This is a genomic window from Paenibacillus dendrobii, from assembly GCF_009807035.1.
GTDB classification, from domain to species: Bacteria; Bacillota; Bacilli; order Paenibacillales; family Paenibacillaceae; genus Paenibacillus_AQ; species Paenibacillus_AQ dendrobii.
Window position 1 is genome coordinate 2,086,807 of record NZ_WUBI01000001.1, and the last position, 23,179, is coordinate 2,109,985.

Annotated in this window: 24 protein-coding genes and 1 other RNA gene; 14 read left to right on the forward strand and 11 right to left on the reverse strand. The window is 48.1% G+C overall.

The window, feature by feature from the left end:
- Window positions 1–14: 14 nt before the first annotated feature.
- A complete protein-coding gene (locus tag GRF59_RS09110; RefSeq protein WP_160497260.1) occupies window positions 15–1,454 on the reverse strand; it encodes an ammonium transporter in 1,440 nt (479 codons plus the stop codon).
- A gap of 218 nt (window positions 1,455–1,672) precedes the next feature.
- Here GRF59_RS09110 and GRF59_RS09115 point away from each other — a divergent pair, with 218 nt between their 5' ends.
- The gene (locus GRF59_RS09115) at window positions 1,673–2,176 is read left to right on the forward strand and encodes a MerR family transcriptional regulator (protein WP_160497261.1); all 504 of its coding nucleotides are present in this window, start codon (window positions 1,673–1,675) and stop codon (window positions 2,174–2,176) included.
- A 156-nt stretch (window positions 2,177–2,332) separates the two neighbouring features.
- Window positions 2,333–3,007, forward strand: a complete 675-nt coding sequence (locus GRF59_RS09120; RefSeq protein ID WP_160497262.1) for a zinc metallopeptidase — start codon at window positions 2,333–2,335, stop codon at window positions 3,005–3,007.
- Between the two features lie 29 nt (window positions 3,008–3,036).
- On the opposite strand, the gene gltC is transcribed toward GRF59_RS09120, so the two are convergent.
- Together gltC and GRF59_RS09130 are read right to left on the reverse strand one after the other, a co-directional pair.
- Window positions 3,037–3,966, reverse strand: a complete 930-nt coding sequence (gltC, locus tag GRF59_RS09125) for a glutamate biosynthesis transcriptional regulator GltC (RefSeq protein ID WP_160497263.1) — start codon at window positions 3,964–3,966, stop codon at window positions 3,037–3,039.
- A 98-nt stretch (window positions 3,967–4,064) separates the two neighbouring features.
- Window positions 4,065–4,694, reverse strand: a complete 630-nt coding sequence (locus GRF59_RS09130) for a rhomboid family intramembrane serine protease (RefSeq protein ID WP_160497264.1) — start codon at window positions 4,692–4,694, stop codon at window positions 4,065–4,067.
- A 176-nt stretch (window positions 4,695–4,870) separates the two neighbouring features.
- Here GRF59_RS09130 and tpx point away from each other — a divergent pair, with 176 nt between their 5' ends.
- Window positions 4,871–5,389: a thiol peroxidase gene (gene tpx, locus GRF59_RS09135; protein ID WP_160497265.1), complete on the forward strand. Its 519-nt coding sequence runs from the start codon at window positions 4,871–4,873 to the stop codon at window positions 5,387–5,389.
- Between the two features lie 147 nt (window positions 5,390–5,536).
- On the opposite strand, the gene GRF59_RS09140 is transcribed toward tpx, so the two are convergent.
- The 3 genes from GRF59_RS09140 to GRF59_RS09150 form a co-directional block, all read right to left on the reverse strand.
- Window positions 5,537–5,932: a DUF1499 domain-containing protein gene (locus GRF59_RS09140; RefSeq protein WP_160497266.1), complete on the reverse strand. Its 396-nt coding sequence runs from the start codon at window positions 5,930–5,932 to the stop codon at window positions 5,537–5,539.
- 161 nt (window positions 5,933–6,093) lie between these two features.
- Window positions 6,094–6,284, reverse strand: a non-coding RNA gene (gene ssrS / locus GRF59_RS09145) — 6S RNA.
- Between the two features lie 73 nt (window positions 6,285–6,357).
- The gene (locus tag GRF59_RS09150; protein ID WP_160497267.1) at window positions 6,358–7,170 is read right to left on the reverse strand and encodes a YesL family protein; all 813 of its coding nucleotides are present in this window, start codon (window positions 7,168–7,170) and stop codon (window positions 6,358–6,360) included.
- A 177-nt stretch (window positions 7,171–7,347) separates the two neighbouring features.
- Here GRF59_RS09150 and GRF59_RS09155 point away from each other — a divergent pair, with 177 nt between their 5' ends.
- Window positions 7,348–7,458 (forward strand): sporulation protein YjcZ, encoded by a 111-nt coding sequence (locus tag GRF59_RS09155; protein WP_160497268.1) that lies wholly within the window; start codon window positions 7,348–7,350, stop codon window positions 7,456–7,458.
- 141 nt (window positions 7,459–7,599) lie between these two features.
- On the opposite strand, the gene cshA is transcribed toward GRF59_RS09155, so the two are convergent.
- Entirely contained in the window at window positions 7,600–9,201 is a 1,602-nt protein-coding gene (cshA, locus tag GRF59_RS09160; protein ID WP_160497269.1) for a degradosome RNA helicase CshA, read from the reverse strand.
- A 334-nt stretch (window positions 9,202–9,535) separates the two neighbouring features.
- Here cshA and GRF59_RS09165 point away from each other — a divergent pair, with 334 nt between their 5' ends.
- The 4 genes from GRF59_RS09165 (at window position 9,536) to GRF59_RS09180 (ending at window position 13,807) form a co-directional block, all read left to right on the forward strand.
- On the forward strand, window positions 9,536–10,360 hold the full coding sequence (locus tag GRF59_RS09165; RefSeq protein WP_202128520.1) for a YitT family protein: 825 nt from the start codon (window positions 9,536–9,538) through the stop codon (window positions 10,358–10,360).
- A gap of 189 nt (window positions 10,361–10,549) precedes the next feature.
- Window positions 10,550–10,738 (forward strand): hypothetical protein, encoded by a 189-nt coding sequence (locus GRF59_RS09170; protein ID WP_202128521.1) that lies wholly within the window; start codon window positions 10,550–10,552, stop codon window positions 10,736–10,738.
- A 332-nt stretch (window positions 10,739–11,070) separates the two neighbouring features.
- Window positions 11,071–12,246 (forward strand): putative glycoside hydrolase, encoded by a 1,176-nt coding sequence (locus tag GRF59_RS09175; RefSeq protein WP_160497271.1) that lies wholly within the window; start codon window positions 11,071–11,073, stop codon window positions 12,244–12,246.
- Window positions 12,247–12,445: 199 nt separating this feature from the next.
- Complete coding sequence (locus GRF59_RS09180) at window positions 12,446–13,807, forward strand: MATE family efflux transporter (RefSeq protein ID WP_160497272.1); 1,362 nt, start codon at window positions 12,446–12,448, stop codon at window positions 13,805–13,807.
- A gap of 101 nt (window positions 13,808–13,908) precedes the next feature.
- Here GRF59_RS09180 and pfkA read toward each other — a convergent pair whose 3' ends face one another.
- Both pfkA and GRF59_RS09190 read right to left on the reverse strand, forming a co-directional pair.
- The gene (gene pfkA / locus GRF59_RS09185; RefSeq protein ID WP_160497273.1) at window positions 13,909–14,877 is read right to left on the reverse strand and encodes a 6-phosphofructokinase; all 969 of its coding nucleotides are present in this window, start codon (window positions 14,875–14,877) and stop codon (window positions 13,909–13,911) included.
- A gap of 19 nt (window positions 14,878–14,896) precedes the next feature.
- Window positions 14,897–15,928: a tetraprenyl-beta-curcumene synthase family protein gene (locus tag GRF59_RS09190; RefSeq protein ID WP_160497274.1), complete on the reverse strand. Its 1,032-nt coding sequence runs from the start codon at window positions 15,926–15,928 to the stop codon at window positions 14,897–14,899.
- A gap of 306 nt (window positions 15,929–16,234) precedes the next feature.
- On the opposite strand from GRF59_RS09190, the gene GRF59_RS09195 reads away from it, so the two are divergent.
- A complete protein-coding gene (locus GRF59_RS09195) occupies window positions 16,235–16,879 on the forward strand; it encodes a lysoplasmalogenase (RefSeq protein ID WP_160497275.1) in 645 nt (214 codons plus the stop codon).
- 126 nt (window positions 16,880–17,005) lie between these two features.
- On the opposite strand, the gene GRF59_RS09200 is transcribed toward GRF59_RS09195, so the two are convergent.
- The gene (locus GRF59_RS09200) at window positions 17,006–17,203 is read right to left on the reverse strand and encodes a cold shock domain-containing protein (protein ID WP_127599896.1); all 198 of its coding nucleotides are present in this window, start codon (window positions 17,201–17,203) and stop codon (window positions 17,006–17,008) included.
- A 164-nt stretch (window positions 17,204–17,367) separates the two neighbouring features.
- On the opposite strand from GRF59_RS09200, the gene GRF59_RS09205 reads away from it, so the two are divergent.
- From GRF59_RS09205 to GRF59_RS09225, 5 genes are all read left to right on the forward strand, one after another.
- Window positions 17,368–17,601: a hypothetical protein gene (locus GRF59_RS09205; RefSeq protein ID WP_160497276.1), complete on the forward strand. Its 234-nt coding sequence runs from the start codon at window positions 17,368–17,370 to the stop codon at window positions 17,599–17,601.
- Window positions 17,602–17,610: 9 nt separating this feature from the next.
- Entirely contained in the window at window positions 17,611–17,796 is a 186-nt protein-coding gene (locus tag GRF59_RS09210; protein ID WP_160497277.1) for a DUF3810 domain-containing protein, read from the forward strand.
- A 207-nt stretch (window positions 17,797–18,003) separates the two neighbouring features.
- On the forward strand, window positions 18,004–19,794 hold the full coding sequence (gene pepF, locus GRF59_RS09215; protein WP_160497278.1) for an oligoendopeptidase F: 1,791 nt from the start codon (window positions 18,004–18,006) through the stop codon (window positions 19,792–19,794).
- Window positions 19,795–19,870: 76 nt separating this feature from the next.
- A complete protein-coding gene (locus GRF59_RS09220; protein WP_160497279.1) occupies window positions 19,871–20,197 on the forward strand; it encodes a LapA family protein in 327 nt (108 codons plus the stop codon).
- A 33-nt stretch (window positions 20,198–20,230) separates the two neighbouring features.
- A complete protein-coding gene (locus GRF59_RS09225; protein ID WP_160497280.1) occupies window positions 20,231–21,268 on the forward strand; it encodes a M42 family metallopeptidase in 1,038 nt (345 codons plus the stop codon).
- 114 nt (window positions 21,269–21,382) lie between these two features.
- Here GRF59_RS09225 and GRF59_RS09230 read toward each other — a convergent pair whose 3' ends face one another.
- The gene (locus tag GRF59_RS09230; protein WP_160497281.1) at window positions 21,383–23,179 is read right to left on the reverse strand and encodes a M56 family metallopeptidase; all 1,797 of its coding nucleotides are present in this window, start codon (window positions 23,177–23,179) and stop codon (window positions 21,383–21,385) included.

Consider the following 23,179-nt stretch of genomic DNA (forward strand, 5'->3'; position numbering starts at 1 on the left):
AAGCTCTACGTTTCTTAATTAAAAGCTTCTCCGGCTCCTGCCGGTTTAACTGCTGACAGCTCAGGAGAAGGCTTTACAGCAGCCGCATCGGCAATCAGCTTCATTTGCTCAGGATAACCGTAAGTTCCGTGTTCGCTGATATCCAGCCCTAACATTTCTTCTTCTTCAGAAACGCGGATACCCATCGTCACTTTCATCAATCCAATAATAATGAACGAAATCGCGAACACGAATACGAATGCTCCGAGAACCCCCAGTAGCTGAACACCAAGCTGTTCCAGACCACCGCCATAGAAAAGACCCGGTTTTCCGACGCCTGTGGTTTCAACCAGCTTCGGAGTCGCGAACAGCCCTGTGGAGATGGCGCCCCAAATCCCTGCGATGCCGTGAACGGAGAACGCATATATCGGATCATCAATACCTGCCCGCTCAAACCATTGTGCCGTAAAGAAAGTTACGATACCCGCCACAGCACCGATGACTACCGCTGCCCATGCATCCACGAAGGCACAAGAGCCCGTGATCGCTACAAGGGCAGCCAGCACGCCGTTCAACATGCTTGGTATATCCGCCTTGCCAAAGACTGCCCACGAAATCAACAATGCTGCAATGGCTCCGGCTGCAACCGCGATATTCGTCGTTAATGCCACATAGCCGAAGAAACCGTCCATCATTGCCGACAAGGTGCTGCCGGGATTGAAGCCAAACCACCCGATCCAGAGGATGAAGACGCCCAGCACGGACAGGACTTGATTATGGCCGGGTATGCTGTTCGGCTTGCCATCCTTATTGTATTTGCCAAGACGCGGTTTCAGCATATAGGTAATGACCAAGGCTGCAGTCGCGCCTGTTAAATGAACGACCGTCGAACCCGCAAAATCCTGCATGCCCAGTTGTCCGAGCCAGCCGCCGCCCCACACCCAATGAGCTACAACCGGATAAATGACGATCATGAACAATGCTCCGAAAACAATATATACACTCAGTTTGGCACGTTCGGCCATACCGCCACAAGCTATGGCGAGAGACACCGCCGCGAAGGAGAGCTGGAATAAGAATTTCACAGAAAGGGATACATCGGATGCGGATAGCGCATCAAAGGCTTTGGCCATGGAATCGCCAGTCATGAAAAACCCGGTGGTTCCGAAAAGGCTGTTCCCGTTACCGAATCCAAGTCCAAAACCGAAGGCCCAGAATACGATGATGGAGATACCGAGCGTCAACACGGTTTTGCCTGCAATATGACCGGCATTCTTCATCCGCACCGATCCGGCTTCCAGTAATGCAAATCCTGCCTGCATGAAAAACACGAGCATGGCTGCCATGAATACAAAGAAGGTATTGAGTCCCGCTTGGAGCTGCACGTTCGTTGGCCCGTCATCCGCAAACACCGTTGCCGGAAAAGCCATTAATGCAAGAAATGCCAAAGCACCGCCAAACCACTTTCTCTTCATACTCCCCACTCCTCTTTAATGTTAGGTTATATTACATATAACGAAATTATTAATCACATTATAAGCAGGAAGAAGTGTAATTGACAAGATATTTTTCATAATTTTACAAAATGTAATATTACATAACGTGAGTTGTAATATGTTTAAAGTGTAACGTTTGACTGTATGGTTAACTTTCATGTATCATATTTTCATAAATCTTTTATTACAATGAGTACATGGATGGAATTAAAGTTGTACTAATTCTCAATCATGGATTATTTTCCGGCGAGGTGATTTTAGATGGGGATATAAAGCTATACCGTATCGGCGAATTGGCTAAAGCTGGGGCTGTAAGCGAGCGTACGATTGATTATTACACCAAACTGGGGCTCATTTCTCCCGAAAAACGCACTCTTAAAAATTATCGTTTGTACAGCCATGAAACCTTACTCCGTCTCAAACGTATTAATGATTTGAAACAAGAGAAATATACTCTGGAAGAGATCAGGCAAACGCTTGATAAGTGGGATGCCGGGCCTGAGATCCATCAGGTTTCCGACAAACTTACCTATCTGGAACTGCATATGCAGCAGCTTGAACGCGAGGTGAAGGAGCTTAGCCCCCTTCTCAAAAGCATGAAACCAGGGCAAGCCCGCCATCTGCTGCTGAATTTGCTCCCGCAAGGAGCGGCTTGCATCGAAGCAATTAGACTCTTCCTTGAGCAGGGACCTACGCTGTAGCAGGTCTCATCATAAGAAGTACCTTTTTAAGAGATAAGAAAAAATCTTCAAAGGCTAACATCCTTATCTCTGCAGGGAAAACAACTGCTTAACGCGGTCTGTCTTCTTAGAAAGTGCTTCGATAGATTTTTCTTATGACAAGCAGGAGGGTGTAACATGGGAATGTTCATACTAATTATTATTGCGTTCGGATTTTCACTTTGGGCTCAGTTCAGGGTCCAGGGAACCTTCAAAAAATGGTCTGATGTACCAGCAACCAGCGGCATGACCGGTTACGATGCCGCGCGGCACATGCTGGACAGCAACGGTCTGCATGATATCCCGATCGAGCCTGTACGCGGTGCATTGTCCGATCACTACGATCCGATCAACCGCGTTGTCCGATTGTCTGAGCCGGTCTATTATGAGAGCTCCATCTCAGCGATCTCAGTAGCCTGCCACGAAATCGGACACGCAATCCAGCATAAGCAGCATTATCCTATGCTGGTTTTGAGACACCGGATCTTCCCGGTTGTCAATTTCGCGTCGGGGATTGCACCATTGCTGATTATCGCAGGCTTCCTGTTCCAGTGGATGGGGCTGCTCGGCATCGGTATCATCTTCTTCTCCGTTGCCGTTGCATTCCAGCTGATTACGCTGCCTGTCGAGTTCAATGCGAGCAACCGGGCACGTGACATCATGGTATCCGAGGGTTATATATCGAATGATGAGGAGAGAGGCGTCGCCAAGGTTCTGAATGCTGCCGCTCTTACCTATGTAGCTGCCGCGCTCATTTCCGTTCTGGAGCTGCTCCGCTACATCATGATCTTTACGAACAATAATCGCGATTAAGATATGAATCAAAAAAACACCCTGGTCGGTTACGAACCGACCGGGGTGTTTTTTTGATTTCCATTTTGTTGTTGCAGTCCGAAATAGCTGAGCAGAAAGGATCGGAACGCTTGCGCAACCCGCGGCAGCTTGTCATCGGAACGGTGAATCAGCCCAATCGTACGCGTCACCTTCGGTTCCGAAATTCTCACTCTCGCCGGCTGCAGCGGATTCGTTTGGAACAATGCCATCTCCGGCAAAATGCTCACGCCCATGCCCGCAGCTACCAGCCCGCGGATCGTATCCGTTTCTTCACCTTCAAAAGCAATCTTTGGAGTAAAGCCAGCTTCAAGACAGGCATGCCAAACAATCGGCCGCAGGGAGTAACCTTTGCTGAACAAGACGAATTTGTCCTCTTTCAACTGATTCAAGGCAATGCTCTCTTCCTTGGCCAACGGATGGTTCGGAGGTAGAATCGCATACAGCTCTTCCGTCAGCATGATCTCACCCTCCACCTGCTCATGTTTCTCCGGGAAAGGTGATATGAAAGCCAGGTCAACTTCAGCCGAGATTACGTCCCGAATCAATGAAGGAAACATCCCCTGCTTGAATCTGAATTTCACATTCGGATACCGCCGCTTGAATTCAGCAACGACAGAAGGGATCAGATGGATGCCCAGACTGTGTGGAAAACCAATCCGGATTTCGCCTTGCTCCGGGTCGAGAAATTCATGAACTTCTACGACAGCCTTATCCAAATCCTTCAGAATGCTGTCCACCCGTTTGCAAAACAACTGGCCTACAGGCGTTAACTGCAGGTTTCTGCCCTTCTGCATGAACAATTGGACTCCCAGTTCCTCCTCCAGCTGATGAATCTGACGGCTAACCGCAGACTGGGCCACATGCAGCTCTTCCGCCGCCTGGGTGACATGCTCTTTCTGCGCTACCTTCAAAAAATACTGCAACTGTCTTAATTCCACCTGTTACTCGCTCCATTCTGCTTTTACGTGAGTCCGCTATATAAAATGAACGAAAGTTAGAAGAAGAATGCACTCATTCTTTAGTTCAATTTATGTCGTTATGACCGTTTAACTCTCTTCCTCAACATTCTTGCCATTAATCCGTAAATAAAAAATCCGCCGACCAATCCACCCAGATGAGCCATCCAGTTAATGTTCATTCCCGGTGATACCATGGAAAAGATAACGCCAACAATCAGCAGCGCATACACCGTCTTTCGCGACGAGTCGTCCATCCCGTTTCTCTGCAGCAGGGCAATGTACAGAAACGCCCCGTAGACGCCGTAGATGGCTCCTGAAGCTCCGATCGTCAGCAGCGTCTCTCCAATCCGATTATAGTGGGCAACAGACAAAATATTGCCGATCACGCCGCTCAGAAGATACAGCAACGCGTATCTCCAGGCTCCAAGGAGCCGTTCCAGGGGAGGCGCGAATACAAGGATCGCAAAATCATTAAACAACAGATGAGAGAAGCCTCCGTGAAGGAACATCGACGTTACGTATCTCCACCACTCATTGTAGCCATCCACATTGGTCAAAGCGCCAAACCTGACGAGCGTATCATTATTTGAGGAGCCTCCGTTGAAAGACACTACAATAAACATAATGATATTGGCCACAAATAATATCGTCGTAATGGGGTAGTACCTTAAATAACTTTTCCAGTTTTCATAGCGAACAAATAACATGTTACACTTCCTTTGCTAGAACCACCGGGACCTGGGTCGCCCGAATGATCCGCTCGCTTTATTTTCGCTCAATCATCAGCATACCCTAGCAAACTGATTGGACAATGCCTTTTTAAAAAGATTATAATGATCCTTGGCACGATTCGCCAATTTCCAGATCCGAAAGGAGAATCATCATGACACAAGAACGTACAGGTGTTGCCACTTTCAAAGGCAATCCGCTCACATTGGTAGGTCCAGAACTCAAAGCAGGAGATCAGGCACCAGATTTTACTGTCAGTAAAAATTTGCTTGAACAAGCTACACTTCAGGATTATGCAGGCAAAATCAAACTGATCAGCGTTGTACCTTCCCTCGATACGGGAGTATGCGATGCTCAAACCCGCCGTTTCAACGAAGAAGCCGGGGCTCTGGGAGACGAAGTCATCGTCCTGACTATCAGCGCCGATCTCCCGTTTGCACAGGCACGCTGGTGCGGTGCAGCCGGTGTGGACCGCGTGGTCACACTTTCCGATCACAAAGATATGTCCTTCGGACAAGCCTACGGTGTTCACATCAAGGAATTCCGTCTGGATATGCGCTCCATCTTCGTTGTCGACAAAAACGATAAACTTACGTACGTGGAATATCTGCCCGAAATGACCGAGCATCCGAATTATGAAAAAGCGGTAGCCGCTGTTAAAGAATTGCTCTAAGGCCGAAGTTTTCCACAGATGACAGACCGCATTAAGAGTAGTTTTTCTGCGATTATAGAATGGTTCAGCTACGCTGAAAGTTATAGAATCTATAATCTTAAAAAAAGCGGGAGAAAGAGCCTTGTCCTTTCTCTCGCTTTTTCAGTCTTATGATTGGGTTGTTTTGTATTTAGCCAATTTTTTGTCGAGTGCTGAAAACAGATTCAAAATAATGCGGTAATTCGCTCCGAGGTCACCCATGGAGCCTCTGGAAGCCGAGTACATATCCACTGCACTGCGAACGGGACCAACCGATAATACGGAAACCGTAATATCTATTGTGCGTCCGAGAGATGTTCTTTTCTCCAGCGTAATTTCACCGACAGAAGGAACTTCATGAAGCACTTTGTAACCCGGAATTTTTTTCAGTGTCGAGGATATTTCCTCCCATGCCTTGTCTCTCGATAAATTGTAATAGCGCGTCTTCATCTTAGGATCTTTTGCCCGGTCGCTTGTACCCTCCTGGCTTCGAACGATCCCCACTAGAACTCTCTTTAACGACAAGACCTTTCCCCCTTTGTAGTAAGCATCATCAATACTTAACAGTGTATCATTGTTAGGGACAGAACAAAAGAGAAACTCGGGTAAAATGTGCCTTTACAGGCAAAAAACACCCCTGAATTCCGGAAATGATCCGCAAACGGAGTGTCTGGTAATTGTTCAAATAAAAACCCGCCTATGCCGTCCGGTTAAATTGTCTTCTGAACCTGCTTTGGCAGGTGGGTGACCTCGGATGCGCTTTTGAAGTCCCCATGTCATATAGACAGGGCTTTTCAGCTACGCTTCGTAATGATCTCCCTAGACATTATCATTGGTTCAAAACAACGATTAACCGTGGCGAACATCGCAGGATGTAGTCTTATTATAGACCTATTTCAACAGAATGTAAACGTTGATGGAGAACATTCGATAAAAGCTCGAATTTCCTGCTAATCTTTTTTAACCGATTCCTTTTCCCGATAATCTTCGTCTTCCGGGTCGTTATCGTATGCATTCGAGTTCCCTTCAAGCTCAGCTGCTTCCTGCTCCTCAAGTTCCTTTAGTTTAATACGTTCGGCCTGTTCCTGCATCTTCGTAAACGTCGCGTAGAAGTTGAAGAATGCCCAGTAAGCGATCAAGCTACCCCCGAAGAAAAAGATGAGCGCCGGATACTTCGATCCGATAAACAGCACCACAGCACTTCCCAGAACGGTGGTAATGACCCGAAGCGGCCGAATGATCGTGATAAGCACCGCATTTTTGAGAATTTGTAAAATGCCCATATGGTAGTGAACAATCATCGAGAAGAAATTAAACAACGAAACGAACAGCACAATCAGCAATATCAGCATCACAATACCGATGATCTGCAGATTGCTGAACTGCGTCATATAAACGGTATAATCGACCAGCATGATAACCAGCAATAGAACGTAGAACACGCCGCCGATCATGCTTTGCTTATAATTTTCCTTGTAGGATCTGAAAAACATGCTGAAGATTTTCACATCCGGATCACCCATCACCCATTTACGGACAACCGCAAACAGCGCGGCTGTTGCAGGAAATAATGTAAACGGTGCCACAATACCCATAGCCCAATTCATTTGAAGCGACTCATTCGCACCTGTTACCAGCATTTTGGTCACCAGGAAAAAGAAAAACGGCGACGAACATAACATCCACAGGATGTTACTGTAAGCAAAGCGGGTAATCCATTCTGTTATTCTGTAAATACCGCCCATTGCACCCTTAAATTCCAAGAAAAAGCCTCCTCCTCCACTATCTATGCCTGTACATAATAATATACCGCATTTTAGCCTTACATTGCCAGAGCCTAATTTTCCGGGATATGGGTATAGGTCTATACCTCAAGACATGAACCCTCATAATATACACAGTAACCCAAGGGAATCAAACACTTAAGGAGGTAATTATAAATGTCTAATGTTGCTGGATACGGTTATGGTATGGGTATGTGGGGTTCCACTGGAGCAATTCTGGTGCTCTTCATCCTGCTGGTTATCATCACACGCGCATTCATTTTCTAACTTAGGGTTCATACAAAGTAAACAGGAATTAACCTTCCGTGAGTGCGATATGATACGAATCCAAAAAGCTTATACTTTCTGATATCTAAAAAAAGAGCCGAAGTGCAATTCTGCACTTCGGCTCTTCTTCATTTCGTTCTATTAGCTGTTGTAGGAATCGTCACGTTTGGAAGGTCTTCTTCCTTCTCCGCTGTTCGTGCGCGGTTTGCGATCTCCGCTGTCACGATAAGAGGAATCGCTGCGACCACCGCCGCTGCTGTTGCTGCGGTTGTATCCGCCGCGTCCGCCGTTATTATCGCGGTCACGGTTATATCCGCCTCTTCCTCCACCGCCGCTATTGCCTCCACGGAATCCGCCATAGTTACCGGATGGTTTGCGGCCGTTGCGAAGATCTGGCTTACCGTTATTGTAACGGCGCTTCACGCGAATCGGATCCTCAGGTGTCAATTGGATTTCGGAATCGCGTTTCTCCCCTGTCAACATCTTCATAGCGCCAGAGAGGAGCTGTACGGAATCGTACTGTTCAAGAAGCTGAATGGCAAGGCCTTTGTATTCGTTCAATTCGCCGGATTCGATGGTTTCGAGCAGGCGTTCTGCGATGATACGTTGTTTGCCTTCAATCGCCTCAGCGAGCGTAGGAAGCGGCTTACGGGTGATACGGTGACGTGTAACGCGCTCGATCAAGTGCAGATGATCGATTTCACGAGGTGTAACGAAAGACCATGCTGTTCCTTCTTTACCCGCGCGGCCTGTACGTCCGATACGGTGTACATAGCTTTCCGGATCTTGCGGAAGGTCGAAATTGACAACATGAGTTACGCCGGATACGTCGAGTCCGCGAGCTGCGACGTCTGTTGCAACAAGAACATCGATGCTTCCGTCACGGAATTTACGCATAACGGTATCACGTTGGTTTTGGGACAAGTCGCCATGAAGGCCGTCTGCAGAATATCCGCGTTTTTGAAGAGCTTCGGACAGTTCGTCGACACGACGTTTTGTACGTCCGAATACGATGGCAAGCTCTGGCGATTCCATATCAATCAAACGGCAAAGCGCTTCGAATTTTTGACGTTCAGGTACTTCGATATATGCTTGGTCAATCAGTGGTGCGCTGACTTGTTTAGGTACAACCGATACATGTTCAGGGTTTTTCAAAAATTGCTGAGCCAGTTTTTGAATATTTGGCGGCATTGTTGCGGAGAATAGCATGGTTTGGCGCTCATCCGGTACCAGCTTCAGGATGGATTGGATATCTTCCATAAAGCCCATATCCAGCATTTCATCGGCTTCGTCGAGGATGACGGTTTCGACATCATCAAGACGAATGGTTTTGCGGTTGATGTGATCGAGCAAACGTCCTGGTGTACCGATGATAATTTGCGGTTTCTTTTTCAATGCGCGAATCTGGCGTCCGATATCCTGACCGCCGTAGATTGGAAGCGAGCCGATGCCTTTAAAACGTGTCAGCTTTCCGATCTCTTCAGCAACTTGGATAGCAAGCTCACGGGTCGGGGTCATAACCAGCGCTACGATTTTATCCGTGTCTTTGGAAATTTTATTAATCAGAGGAATGCCGAAAGCTGCGGTTTTACCTGTACCCGTTTGCGCTTGGCCGATCATATCGCGCCCGGACATAGCAATCGGAATCGACTGCGCCTGGATCGGTGTTGCTTCCTCGAATCCAAGCTCTGTGATGGCCTGAAGAACCTTTGGTTCAAGGCCTAAATCTGCGAAATTTTTCAAAATATTCATACTCCTTCTATATAGTGGACATTCCACAATCTTGTCTGTATTCTTAAGTAGCGGTAAACATTATATAGGTTAGCCATTCTTCAAAATTTATTGCATGGCTTATATTCTCTATAGCGTTTATCCAGGGCAAAAACAGCCTACAGAATTTAAGTAAACGGTAATTTTTCTCCTGAAACAATGTCAGAATAATACTATTGTACAAGCCTACTCAAGAACATCTAATACATTATATCACAAAATAAATTACAAACACCAGCGGCTTGAAAACAAAGGTTTATTTTCTTTTCACTTTACAATATTAAATATGAAATAGAGGTGGAGCACTTTGCGGCTCGGCAATATCTGGAAATATCTCGTCGTCATCTTGGGTGCCGCCTTCATCGCGTGCGGATTCAATCTCTTTCTGGTCCCGCACCAGCTGCTCAGCGGCGGCGTATCAGGCCTATCCATGCTGGTGAATTATTTTACCCCCGTGGATCTCAGTATCCTATACTTCGTGTTTAACGTACCGATCCTGGTTGCGGGCTGGTTCATGCTGGGCAAGCGGTTCATCATCCTCAGCATTGTGTCGGTAGTCGCTACCACCTGGTTTATCGCCATCGTGCCGGTCAATCCCCTCGCCTCAGATACGCTGCTGGCAGCCGTGTTCGGAGGTGTACTGGTCGGAATCGGCGCAGGCATTTCGTTTCGTGCGGGCGGTTCGTCAGGCGGATTCGATATCGCCGGTTCCATCGTAACGCGCTATCGTGATTTCCCCGTCGGCAACGTGCTTGTTGCAATGAACGGACTCGTCATCCTGGCCGCCGGCTATCTGCAAAAAGACTGGAACCTGGCCTTGGCTTCCATGGTATCGATTTTTGTGACAGGCAAAATCGTGGATATGATTCATGTCAGCCATTTCAAGGTTACGGTATACATCATCACCAACGAAACCGAAGAGCTCTTGAAACAACTGTTAGTGAGACCGCGCGGCATCACCAAAATTAAAACCGAAGGCGCCTATTCGCATGAATCCAAAGATATGCTCATGACCGTCACTACCCGCTATGAGCTTCAGGAACTGAAACGGATCATCAAGCAAACGGATCCCAAGGCATTCGTCAACATCGTCGAAACGGTCGGCGTCATGGGTTCCTTCCGCAGAAGCTGATTTTTAGGTCCGCTGTGTAAAAAAGAGGTGTTTTGTGGTATATTAATGGTGCGCGGTTCCTGCAATAGTTCCATGAGATTAGGATTGACCCGAATTTTTCCAAGCACTTAAACGCTTTTCCGATTCTCCTTGGCTTTAGAGTATTTAGGGCTCAAAGAATCTCGAGAGGAAAGGGTGATTTTTGTGGAAATGGAAACGGTAAAGTTGTCCCAAATCGTCATGAAGTGGTTCCCCGATATGATGCCTTTCTTGAAGCACAATGAACTGAATTCACTCATCGTGCTGCGGGACGGATTGGGTATCCTGGAACAAGATGATGCTATGGAGATTATCCAGTACAGTATCTGTGAACATCAAAGCTCTGCGCCTCTCCAATAATTAAGATTGCTTTGGGAAGTAGTATGAAGATTGATCATGCCGTCCGTTTTTCAGTCCCTGTTTCATACTGAAAAGCAGGCGGCATTTTTGTTTTTCCGATATTCGCAAAATTGTAAAAATGTTGCCAATCCCTTGCTGCATACGTATTTCAGGCACACCTAGGCAAAGCTAGAAAGTATAAAATGGTTTAACACAGAACCGTTCGGTTTATTAAAACTAGGAGGGGTGCCTCCATTCGAATTATTCCGCCAAATTGTTACAAACCTGTTGTTTTTAAGCTCATTTGTTCTTATATAATCATAATGTGAACGCTAACAAGGGAGAGAATTTTTATGAACATCATCTGGGCTCTGCTGATGATTTTGGGCAGCAGCGCGGCTCATCATCCGCAGAACGACAATCATCAAGTTGCAAAAATCATCGAATCATCCATTAATTCAGCCATCATTGCTTCGCAGCAAAAAGACGTGGCCGTAAGTGCGGACAACCCGCCAGCCAAGGTAGACCCCCAGGTGACAGCTCCCAAGGTCAAAGGTGTATACGTAACAGCTTACAGCGCCGGCGGCTCCCGGATGACCCAGCTTCTTGATCTGTTGGACAAGACGGAACTGAATGCAATGGTCATCGACATCAAGGATGACGCAGGATACATAACGTACAAGACGGATAATCCGGACCTGATCAAAAAGGGCAATCCCCAACCATTTATTCGTGACGTTCACGGACTGATGGACCGTCTGAAAAAACATAATGTTTATCCGATTGCGCGCGTCGTCGTGTTTAAAGATACGGTTCTTGCCAAAAAACGTCCTGATCTTTCCTTTGTTAACAGTGATGGAACCGTATGGAAAAACGGCAAAGGCGACAGCTTCGTTAATCCCTTCAGTAAGGAAGTTTGGGATTACAACGTCGAAATCGCCAAAGAAGCGGCCAAGCTCGGATTCAAGGAAATCCAATTCGACTATGTTCGCTTTCCCGAAGGATTCGAGAAGCGTGCCGATTCATTGAAGTACATCAAGAACGGCAAGTCTCGCGTGGATGCCGTCGCCGAATTCGTTCAATACGCACGTAAACAGCTCGCTCCATTGGGCGTCCGTGTATCGGTTGATATTTTCGGATATGCAGCATCCGTTCCTGCAGCAGAAGGGATTGGACAGGACTTCAACAAGATCTCCGAAAACGTCGATGTTATCAGTCCCATGGTATATCCAAGCCATTACACGACAGGCTGGTTCGGAGCGAAGGATCCGGATAAAGAACCCTACAAAACGATTAAGGGTTCAATGACGGATACGTTCAAAAAACTGACTCCGCTTGAAGATCAAAAACCAATCGTGCGCCCATGGATTCAGGATTTCACGGCCAGCTGGCTTGGCAGCGGACATTACATCAAGTACGGCAAGGCTCAAGTCGAGGAGCAAATACGTGCCCTGAAGGACATGAAAATCGACGAATACCTGCTGTGGAATGCGACCAACCGTTATTCCCAGGGTGTGGATTACAAATAAAAGCTTCGACATAACTTCAAATTAAAACCCGGCTGCTCAGGCCGGGTTTTTCTCATGCGGACAAATAAAGCTGGACAGCTTCCGTTTCAGGCGCGCTGCCGGCTTTTCGGATTTCCCCTGTTCAAACACGGCCTTCTGCTCTACAATAGACTACTGTCACCATGATGTCAGAATTCAAAAACTGTGAGGCATACATGCTATGAAACCAACGGTTACGCTGCAACAAAAATCAAAACAATTTCTGGTTATATTACTGCCCATTCTTATTACGCAAATCGCTCTTTCCGCCATCACCTTCTTTGATACCAACATGTCGGGCAAAGCAAGTTCTACCGATCTGGCAGGCGTAGCCATCGGATCGAGTCTATGGATACCGCTCCAGACCGGTCTGAGCGGAATCCTGATGGGCATAACACCGATCGTATCCCATTTAATGGGCGGCGGACATGCTAAAAAGGTAGCTTATCATGTCATGCAGGGGTTATGGCTTGCCCTTTTGCTTGCGGTCGCCATTTTAGCCATAGGAAGTCTTCTGCTTCCCACGATTCTTGGCTTTATGAATCTGGAAGACGATGTCCGGAATATCGCGTTTCGTTTTCTGAGCTACCTGTCGATTGGCATTATTCCGATGTTCGGATATACCGTTATCCGAAGCTATATCGATGCGCTTGGCCAAACCCGCGTTTCGATGACCATCACATTGATATCTCTGCCGATCAACATCTTCTTGAACTACCTGCTCATCTTCGGTAACTGGGGATTCCCGCGACTTGGAGGCGCAGGGGCCGGCATCGCATCCGCTATTACGTATTGGTGCGTGTTCATCATTGCGGTCCTTTTCGTTACCCGGCTTCAGCCCTTCGCTTCATTCGGCATCTTCCGCACTTTCCATGGAGTATCCCTGAAAGCATGGAAGGAGCTTCTGAAAATCGGCGTGCCGATCGGGTTTTCCATTTTCTTCGAGACTGCGGTTTTCGCAGCCGTTACTCTTCTCATGAGCCGCTTCGACACACTGACGATCGCAGCCCATCAGGCAGCCATGAACTTCGCTACAACGCTGTATATGATACCGCTTAGCATCAGCATGGCGCTCACGATCCTCGTCGGCTTTGAAAAGGGCTCCGACAGGCTCAAGGATGCGCGCCAGTACAGCATCCTAGGCATTCTATCGGCGGTAGCCCTCTCGCTCGTGACGGCCGTTGTGCTGCTCGTGGCAGGCAAATATGTTGCAGGGCTTTATTCCGATGAAAGCAATGTCATCGCGTTGACGCAGCATTTCCTGATATACGCTATATTCTTTCAGATTTCCGATGCCATCGCGACTCCGGTTCAAGGGGCCCTGCGGGGCTATAAGGATGTCAATCCTGCGTTTATCATTACATTCATCTCGTATTGGGTCATCGGTCTGCCGGTTGGATACGTCCTTGCCACCTTCACGCAGCTTGGCGCTTACGGATTCTGGATCGGACTCATCACCGGACTCGCCGTTGGCGCCACCCTTCTACTGGGACGTCTGGTTAAAGTTCAGCGCGCCAACCAGCGGATTTCTCCATCCGCATAATGTAGCGTCTATAGGTTCATACTTTGTTGTATCTTTATGCCAAAAAGCCTTGCAGAGAATGATCTCTGCAAGGCTTTTTCTTTAGCATATACAGCTCCGGATTACTGAGACAGCCGGGAAGCCAACTCATAGATTTCCATGTTGAAATCCTTCTTGCTGTTAACCACCTTGTCGATATCTGTAAGCACGAGCTCTCCCTTGATAATACCGCAGGCTTTATCGGATTCTCCCTCAATAAGCTTCCGTACCGCAAAATCACCAAGACGGCTTGCGAGATTCCGGTCGGCAGGAGTTGGCGTACCTCCGCGCTGAATGTGTCCGAGCACCGTTACGCGAGGCTCAAGCGTTGGGCAGCGGTCCGTGAGCGCTTTGGCTACGTCTTCCCCGCTTCCTACGCCTTCAGCGACAATAACGATACTATGACGTTTACCCAGGGCAAAGTTCTGCTTCATCCGCTCGGTAATTTCGTCCATGTCATGTGGAACCTCAGGTACGAGAATCGTCTCCGCTCCGGAAGCCAGTCCCGCATGCAGGGCGATATCGCCGCAATGTCTGCCCATAACCTCAACGATCGAGGAACGTTCGTGGGAGGACATCGTATCGCGTAGCTTGTTAACCGCATCCACGACGATGCTTACAGCGGTATCGAAGCCGATGGTGAAATCCGTATATGAAATATCATTATCAATGGTGCCCGGCAGTGCCATCGTTTTGATGCCAAGCTTGCTCAGCTTGTTGGCACCATGGTAAGATCCGTCGCCGCCGATCACAACCAGCCCGTCAATCCCGTGCTTGCGCAAAATTTCAGCACCTTTTTGCTGTCCTTCTGCGGTCATGAATTCCTTGCAGCGTGCAGATTGCAAAATCGTGCCTCCGCGCTGGATGATATCTCCTACGCTTCGAAGATCCATGGAAAAAATATCATCATTCAACAGTCCCTGGTAACCGCGCTGAATGCCGTACACTTCAAGTCCGTGATAAAGTCCGCTGCGAACCACCGCGCGAACTGCCGCGTTCATCCCTTGGGAGTCCCCGCCGCTGGTTAGTACTGCAATCTTTTTCACTGTCATGAAAAATTCCTCCTCGTAATCACTCATACAAATGTTTGCGGATCCAGCGGCTGTTAACGAAAAAGAAAAGCCGAGTCAGCGGACTTCCCTTCATCAAGCGTCTGGATACGGAGCGAACTTCCTGCTGCTCGCTGACTTTCGGATCGGACAAATAGATTGCCAGTAGTCCCTCAATGATCATCCGGTGAAACGGCGGCACAGGTATGGATAGTACATCCTTGCGCGCCGATTCCACAATCAAGGCAATCCGGTCCAGCATACTATCGGGAGAATCATAATAATTGCAAAAATTAAGATCTCCGCCAAGCCGATCCTCTTCCTGATCAATCAGGTAATCCAGCATAATGTGCAGACAGCAAACATGTGGAAAGTATGACGCATGAATGGAGGCCGCAGCCGTATCGTTCAAGTGCTTGTCGCTCGCGGCAAGAAACAGCATAAATACGCCCAGTGTCGAGCCCGTAGCTGCAGCAAATTCATTCCACTGGAGATGAGGTGTCCGTTCACGGTGAAGCTCCCACCAATCCAGCAGCGCCTGTTCTCTTAGTTCGGGCTTGATATGCTTGTAGACCTGCAGGTCGGTATACAGCCCCGCCAAATCCCGGATGTAAGGCATGGCAGCTGAGTAGCCGGGGAGCTGTCGGATGCAGCTCTGGCATGTCGTTACCAGGCTGCGCAGATATCCCCCGTCATTTTGCTCCTGACGCAGCGCGTAATAATTTACCGTCTCCGCCTCCGGATCGGTGGCATCGAGCATGGATTGATGAAGAAGCCTGAAATCAGCCGGATCCATGGAAGTACTGCGGTCGCATAAATTATCCAGATAATCGCTGATCGTCTGATAAGCGACAATCAGCTTGGTCAGAACCAATCTGTCCGGCAACGGGACGGCAGCATATATGCCTCCGCCCTCGCAATGAAACTGCTTGGTCTCAATGCTGGCAAGGGCCTGCTTGCGAAGCTCGGGATCCGGAATTTGGTCGGCAGCCACGCGCCATCCGTTCAATTCCTTCCTCACTTCTGGCAAAACATGCTTATACACTCGTCCCATTAAGCTTATAGGGTTTCGTGGAACTTGATATTGACTTTGCCCATTTTCATTCAAGACGGTGCCTCCACATTGTTGTCTACTTGTATCTATCCTAATGTTCTTTATTATAATATGGACCTGAAAATAGCACAAATAAACTAGATCACGTCATGGGTCGTCAAAGCTTGAAATACAATATAAAGAAAAGGCTTCCATTCGCTTGACCACTGCATGTAAGCGTTCTATCAAATAATAAAGGAATCTTTTCCTTACTTCTCGAAATATATTTAAAATTCGACAGATTCCCGTTCCTAGGAGGTTCAACGTATGTTAAAACGGTTGCTGCCCGCCGCTATCCTGATCATGGGACTGCTGTATATTTTCCTGCTTCACAGCCTTTTGTTCAAACTGATCCCCATGGGTTTGATCCTGATTTACGCTTATTTGCGGGTACCTGCGGCCAAAAAAAGATATGCTCTGCTAACATTATCGGGCCTTTTCTTTTGTATGCTGGGTGACGGACTTTTGCACTGGTTCCTCATCGGCTTGTCCGCGTTTCTCATCGGGCATCTTTTTTACCTGTCTGCCTTTGCCGCCCGCTGGAGGTTCTCGCGCATTCGCTTCCTATCCATCGTACCGATTACCGTTTTTGCGGGGTTTATGGGATGGAGACTGCTTCAAGGTCTGCAAAACGGCGGCAATGAAGGAATGGCTTTTCCCGTCATCCTATACCTGATTGTCATTTCATTGATGGGATTCTTCGCAATCATGTCGGGCAGCCTGCCGGCTATTTGCGGTGCACTTTTGTTCATTGCCTCCGACTCGATCCTTTCGTGGAACATGTTCATCTCAGGTATCGAATACTCCGGGGTTTGGATCATGACCACCTATTATGCCGCCCAGTTTCTAATCGCAAGTAGCATCGGATATCAGAGCGCGCTGCTGCCAGGTGTGAAAAGCGGCAATAGCTGAGGAATACAAGCTTAAGTTCCACTCCTCAGAATACATACAAAAAAGCACAGTTCCCTTGACGAGAACTGTGCTTTTATAGGCTTTTATTTAACCAAAGCTATAAGAAATCCGTTATCGGAGTCGATCTTATAATTTAGTTACGTTTGCAGCTTGAGGGCCACGGTTGCCTTCAGTGATTTCGAATTCAACTTCTTGACCTTCGTCCAAAGTTTTGAAGCCGTCTCCTTGGATTGCGGAGAAATGTACGAATACGTCCTCGCCGCCTTCAACTTGAATAAAGCCATAGCCTTTTTCTGCGTTAAACCATTTAACTGTACCTTTCAAATGAACAACCTCCTAAAAATACCGCCATATGTGGCGAATAAGTACATTATACTGCATGCAACTTGACAATGCAATCGCTCTTTTGACGAAAATCCATCATTTCATTTGCTTTTGGAGCTTCCTCTGCGGTATCATTTTACCAAAAGAGCAAACGGAGAATGCATATGATCAAAAAACATGAAATATACAAAAAAGACAAATGGAACATGATGACCGTCGAGGTTCAGGGACGGTATATCGTCCTTCGGGAAATCTCGGATCAATGGGGTGAGGAAACCCATACTTTCATGAGCCGCCCGGCTCTCATGCAGTGGGCCGATACCCGCTTTCCCAAGGAAGAGTACGAAGATAATATGGATGAATGGCGCCGAGTCATGGCCGCCTTTAAAGGAGTCTAGTCCTTCAAAATGGAATATAATAGCACTCTTATCTTCATTATTTCCGCCTTCTGTCTTGGTGCCGTTCTCATCATGATGAGAAACTCGGTTCCGCAGAAGCTGAAACGGGGTCTGGCGAGCATTGCCGCCGTCATGATCCTGTTTGCCTTTTTTCTTATTGTATACAGTCTCTTCACCATGGGTTCCAGCCCTTGAAGGAAAAAATAAATATTTTTGAGGGGAAAAGTTCATACTAAGGAGCATATTTCCTGTAAAGGAGGCTCCCTGCTTGTGGACTTCAACAAGACGTTTAGGCTTGCCATCGCATTCACGTTCACTGTGGGTGCGGTTCCCCTCTTTCCTCCTGCGGTTTCGTCAAGTGGAACCCATAACATTTCATCCCAACATTTAAGGAGGATTCCCATGGAACAATTATTGAAGCGCTCTGAAGTAGCTGAAGAGAACAAATGGAATGTTGAAGACTTGGTCGGCGGTCAGAAAGCCTGGGACCAAACTTATGCCGAGCTTCAACAGGAAGTGAAGAAAATGGCTGAATTCGAAGGCAAGCTGGATAACGCCAAATCCGTGAAAGAATGCTTTGCACTGGAAGACGACATTTCCCTTAAAACCGAACGTCTTTATGTTTACGCTCACTTGCATCATGACGAAGATACAGCAAATCCTACATACCAAGCTCTTTCCCAAAAAGCGAAAAAAATGAGCGTGCAGATCGGCGAGGCTCTTTCTTTTGTAACTCCGGAAATCCTTTCGCTGCCTGATGACAAACTGGATGCGTTCATTGCAGATCCGGAACTTGCCGCCTATAAGTTCACTCTCACCGAAATGAAGCGTGAAAAAGCGCATATTCTTACCAAAAACGAAGAGGCTCTGCTTGCGCAAGTCGGCAACCTTTCCCAGGCGCCGCAAACGATTTTCGGCATGCTGAACAATGCGGATATCAAATTTCCGAAGATCAAGAACGAAGAAGGCAAGGAAGTCGAGCTGACCCACGGCAACTACATCCAGTTCCTGGAGAGTTCGAACCGCGAAGTGCGCGAGCGTGCTTTTAAAGCGGTATATGCCACCTATGCCAAGCAAAAGAACACGATTGCCGCAACGCTGAACGCGAACGTCAACAAAAACATGTTCTATTCGAACGTGCGCAAATATCCTTCCGTACTGGAAATGTCCCTCTACGGCGACAACATCCCGAAAGAAGTGTACTCCAATCTGATCGACACCATCCATGAAAGCCTGCCGCTCCTCCACAGATACATGAATCTGCGGAAAAAGCTGCTCGGCGTCGATGAGCTTCATATGTACGATCTGTTTGCTCCCCTTGTGGATGAGTACAAAATGGACATTACGTATGACGAGGCTAAAAAAACCGTGTCCGAAGGACTTAAGCCGCTTGGCCAGGATTATCTGAAGTCCCTGCAGGAAGGCTACGACAATAAATGGATCGACGTGTACGAGAATGAAAATAAACGTACCGGCGCGTACAGCTGGGGAGCCTACGGCACGCATCCGTTCGTACTGCTGAACCACAAGGACAACCTGAACAGCATGTTCACGCTCGCGCATGAAATGGGCCATGCCTTGCATTCCTACTACTCGGACAATACGCTTCCATACCGTGACGCACAATACACCATTTTCCTGGCTGAAGTAGCTTCCACAACCAATGAAGCCTTGCTCATGGATTACCTTCTGAAAAAATCGACGGATCCGAAGGAAAAAATGTACCTGCTGACGTATTATGCAGATCAGTTCCGCACCACCGTATTCCGTCAAACAATGTTTGCGGAATTCGAAAAGCTCATCCATGAGCGCGCCGAACAAGGCGAGGCTTTGACGCCTCAGGCTCTGTCGGAAATCTATTATGATTTGAACGTGAAATATCATGGAAAAGGAATGGCCGTCGATAAAGATATCGAAATGGAATGGGCCCGTATCCCTCACTTCTACAACAGCTTTTATGTGTATAAGTACGCAACGGGATTCTCTGCGGCTACCAGCTTCTCCAAGCAGATACTTGAAGAAGGCCAGCCTGCCGTTGACCGTTATCTCGGCTTCCTGAAGAGCGGCGGCAGCGACTACTCCATCAACATCCTGAAAAAAGCCGGCGTTGACATGTCTTCGCCGCAGCCGATTCGCGAAGCGATGAGCGTCTTTGAAAATGTCATCGAACAATTGGAGCAATTGACGAAATAATGCAGTTTAGAGGTATAAAATCCCTTGTCCGCTGTGGTCAAGGGATTTTATACTGTCTATTAGAGGAGGTGTCCGTATGAAAATCCAGTGGTCACTTATTGCCGGACTGGTATTTGCGCTGTTAACCGCTATTTTTGCAGTCATCAACGTGGACCCTGTGCGGGTTAATTTTATGTTCAGTGAAGTCAATATCCCGCTGATCCTGCTAATTGTCGGCTGTACGCTTATCGGCGGAATTATCGTTGGGTCTTACGGTATCTTCAGACAGTATAAGCTGCAGAAGGAAATCAAGCTTCTGTCCGCCCAGCTCACGCACATTCAGAACGAAACCGGCTACACGGCTCCGCTCCCGGAAGATGAAGGCACGAGTACTTCCAAGGAAAATGATCAGCTTCCAACCTAATTCGAACGAATGACATAAAAGGAGGACATCACCATGTCGATACAACCAAACGAAGAATACATATTAACCTTTTTGAAAAAACTTCTTGATACCCCAAGCCCAAGCGGTTTTACGGCTCAAGCGATGAAGCTCGTCGAACAAGAGGCCTCTTCCCTTGGCGTCACGTTGTCCTGGAACCAAAAAGGAGGCGCCATCCTCGAAGTTGAAGGCGAAGACACCTCCCGTACCCTTGGCCTCAGCGCGCATGTGGATACGCTGGGAGCCATGGTTCGCGCGGTGAGATCCGATGGGACGCTGCGGCTTACATCCGTTGGCGGATTCATGATGAACAGCATCGAAAATGAATATTGCGTCATTCATACCCGCAGCGGCAAAACGTATACAGGTACCATCCTGAGCACCCATCCTTCCGTGCATGTGTACAGCGATGCGCGTGATTTCAAACGGTCAGAGGATCATATGGAAGTCCGCATCGACGAGCTTGTGGACTCCAAGGATGACGTGCTGAAGCTGGGTATTTCCGTCGGGGACTTCGTTTCGTTTGATTCCCGTGCGGTGATTACGGAGAGCGGCTTTGTGAAGTCCCGTCATATCGATGACAAAGCCAGCGTTTCCGCGCTCTTCGGCCTGCTTGAATCGATGAAGCGCGAAGGCTGGAAACCCAAATACAACCTGAAGTTCCTCATCTCCAACTATGAGGAAGTGGGTCATGGTGCTGCCTACATTCCTTCCGACATCGATGAAATGATTGCTGTCGATATGGGCTGTATCGGCGATGATCTCAGCTGCAAGGAGACCGACGTGTCCATCTGTGCCAAGGACTCCTCCGGTCCTTATGATTATGACATGACCAGCAAATTGATTGAGCTTGCGCAAGCAGAAGGCATTCCATACGCGGTGGATATTTATCCTCACTACGGTTCCGACGCTTCCGCTGCCTTATCCGCCGGAAACAATATCCGTGCTGCTCTGATCGGTCCCGGCGTTCATGCATCCCATGCCATGGAACGCACCCATAAGCAGGCGATTTTCAATACGACCAAACTGCTCGCTGCTTATGTAAAAGCTTAATGGTTTGACCTAGATCGATAACAAAACGGCTATCCTTGGTCCATGAGACTAAGGATAGCCGTTTTTTCGAGCAGAAGACGTCTTCTATGAGTAACTCTGTAAATCTTGCTTATATTATTTTGTCGAGCCGCCCATTGGAGCCGCTGCTTTCGGAGAATATACGGAAATATGGTCCAGACGTGCTGTCTTATGCGGTCCTACAAATTTCAACTCGTATGCCCCCAGCTCATAAGTCAGGATATCGTCACCGCTGTTGGTCTTCATGGAGCTTGGTTTGCCAAACGTGTTTTGGATCTCGGCGAAGCTGATCTGATTGAAGGCCACGCTTTTGTCCGCCTGGGAACCGAAATACCGGATGTCGTATACTACTTCCCCGCGGCCGATGCCAAAGGCATATGTGCCCCTGCCCGCTCCGGGAGAATAGGAATCATAGGCATACCGGTCGTTTGGCTGCCATGGACGGTCCGGATCACCCCAAGCTGCGTGGATTTCGTCGATTAGCGTCTTGCCTGCAACGAAATCGGCGCCTTGTACTTTCCCTTTTTTGGCCAACGCGTAAATATCTTTAAGCTGCCGTTCATGTCCACTCGTGACGGACCCGCCGGATGAAGTTTGCTTGGCACCGGAGGAACCGGTACTGCCTTGATTGCTGTCGGTGTGATTGGATGAAGGGGTGCCGCTCTTGGAAGACGTATCTGCCGCCGAACCGTTCTGGGCATCTTTCGTTCCTTGTGCATCGCCTTCGCCAGCATCTTTGCCTTGTGCATCGGATTGCGTTTCCGTCGGCGCCTCTTTCGCTGGTGTGGTCGCAGGCGGCGGGGACGCGTCGCCGTTACTTGCTGTTTTTCCGTTGGTGAGCGCGCATCCGCTCAATGCCACCACCAAGGCTAAGCCGACTACGGTCCAGCCGACCGATCTTCTTCTGAAGTTTTTAATCATGATAATCCTCCTCTTCAGCTGCTGCTTAGAGCCTGACAAGCCTGCTGCTCCGGGAATATGCGCACGCTGCTTCGTTCTTTCCAGCAACGTGATAACTGTATGTCCATACTCCGCTACACGCTCCGGTTCGATCTTTCGAAGAGCAAGCGCATCCGCAGCAAGCTCCTGATCCTCTCTCATTCGGAATAGAGCGTACCAGAGCAAGGGATTGAACCAATGTAGCACGAGCACCAGATGCATGAGCCAATTCACAACAATATCGCCACGCTTCATATGAGCCAGCTCATGCAGATAAATGTGCTGCCGCTGTTCTACCCCGAGGCTCTTGCTGTTCATGGGCATTACAAGATGTGGACGAATCCAGCCGAACAATGTCGGTGTAGGCACGACAGAGGAGTAGGTTAGGCGTACTCTCCGTCTGATACCCATCGCTTTCTTTGCCTCTTCCAGAACCATCACTTCATCCTCTGATGCCGGTTGCGCCTTTCGGTGAAGCTTCATAGAAAACAATAGATTTACTGCAAGCAGGTGGATCAATAGCAATACGGCAATCGCTAACCATATGCTTATCATTACCCGTTTTAGGGACCATCTATTGCTTGATCCTATCATCGAATCGACCGTGTGCGGTCCGCTGCTTTCCGGATGAATAGCAGGCAAAAACGCTTGTGGGGAAGAAGGAGATTTCCCTTCGTCGCCTGGGCTGATTGCCGGTGGAATTGCCGCACTTTGCGTTGCAGCTCCCGTCCAGGGAAATAAATTATAAATGCTGAATTCCGTTTGCGGTCCGGACGGGATCAGCAGCCTCAGCATCAATAGCAGCCATAGGACGTAATGCCAGCCCGGCTTCAGACGGTTTTTCATGACGGCTTTAATCAATAGGATGAGAACGGTCATGATACTTGCCAATACGGTCGTTTGAATGACCCAGTCAAAAAAGTGGTTTACTGAGGGGTTCGTGAGCACTTCCAT